This is a genomic window from Sporolactobacillus inulinus (genome assembly GCF_006539285.1).
Lineage (GTDB): Bacteria > Bacillota > Bacilli > Bacillales > Sporolactobacillaceae > Sporolactobacillus > Sporolactobacillus inulinus.
In genome coordinates, this window is record NZ_BJMS01000216.1 from 1 (window position 1) to 1,063 (window position 1,063).

At 44.3% G+C, this 1,063-nt stretch carries 1 protein-coding gene; it reads right to left on the reverse strand.

The features are described from left to right. Window positions 1-912 (reverse strand): IS21 family transposase (gene istA, locus SIN01_RS14805; protein WP_237760191.1); only part of this gene is annotated, 912 nt, incomplete at its 3' end. Window positions 913-1,063: the final 151 nt, after the last annotated feature.

A 1,063-nucleotide genomic window follows, 5' to 3' on the forward strand; every position in this document is an offset into this window, starting at 1 on the left:
AAGGGAATGAAGGGTAAGTTTTTCTTTGGCCCAAACCTGTGCGACCGTTTCATCGGTACGCGGAACGTGAATGCGGGCCGCCTCTTTAAGGCACCAATCCATAAGATAATGATTGAGTTCATCCATGGATTGAACGTCTGGATAAGGGACCAACGCGTTGCGTCGGACATAGCCAACCGTCCCTTCAACCCTTCCCTTTTCATTTCCCCTTCGGGGATTGGCAAAGGTGGCCTTGAACCCATAATGCGCCTGGAGCGCGATAAAGGCTTCTTGTTCTAAGCGATCTCTGCCTTTCAAAACTTTGACCACGGCTGTCTTTAGATTATCAAAAAGGCCTTCGACAGGCACACCACCCAGAAATTCAAAAGCGTGTACAAAGCCGTCCAGAAAAGCCTCCTGTTTTTGATGAGTGTAAGCTCGAACAAATCGAAAACGGCTAGATGAAAGCTGCAGACAAAAAAGAAAGATTCGCTGCGTTTTTCCCTGAAGAATAACATCGGCCTCGCCCCAGTCAAATTGAAATTGAAGGCCGTATCGGAATTCAAGGGGAATGAATACTTCCTGCTGTTTCTGTCTTCGCTTGGCAACAAGCTTACGAATGTTAGAGGACGACCCCTTAAACTGATATTCCTTGACTAACCGTTGATAGATTCTCGCTGCCGTATGTTTTTGTTTCACCCAATGTTTCTGGTCCTCAAGAAGCCACTGGTCTATGATTGGAAGAATGCGTTGAGTTTCCTCCGAGTATTCTTTCTTCCCGTATGAGCGTTGCCGAACGGGAAGGGTTGGGGCTTCTTCCTGTTTCATATACTTACTCACTGTATTCCTTGAAATTCCTAATTTTCTCGCAATCTGACGTTGTGAAAGACCTTCAACCTCCTTTAGAAATTTGATACGATGATAGTGAGCCATATCGATCATCCTTTTTTTCCCTCTCCCTTATGTAGAATTGCTGGTTACTTTTCTATCATAAGGAAGATGGGCTAAGAATTGGAAATCATGTGGCTCATTTTTATGTGAGCGAATTGCTTATCAATGGCTCAATTCTAGATTATCAAAAACA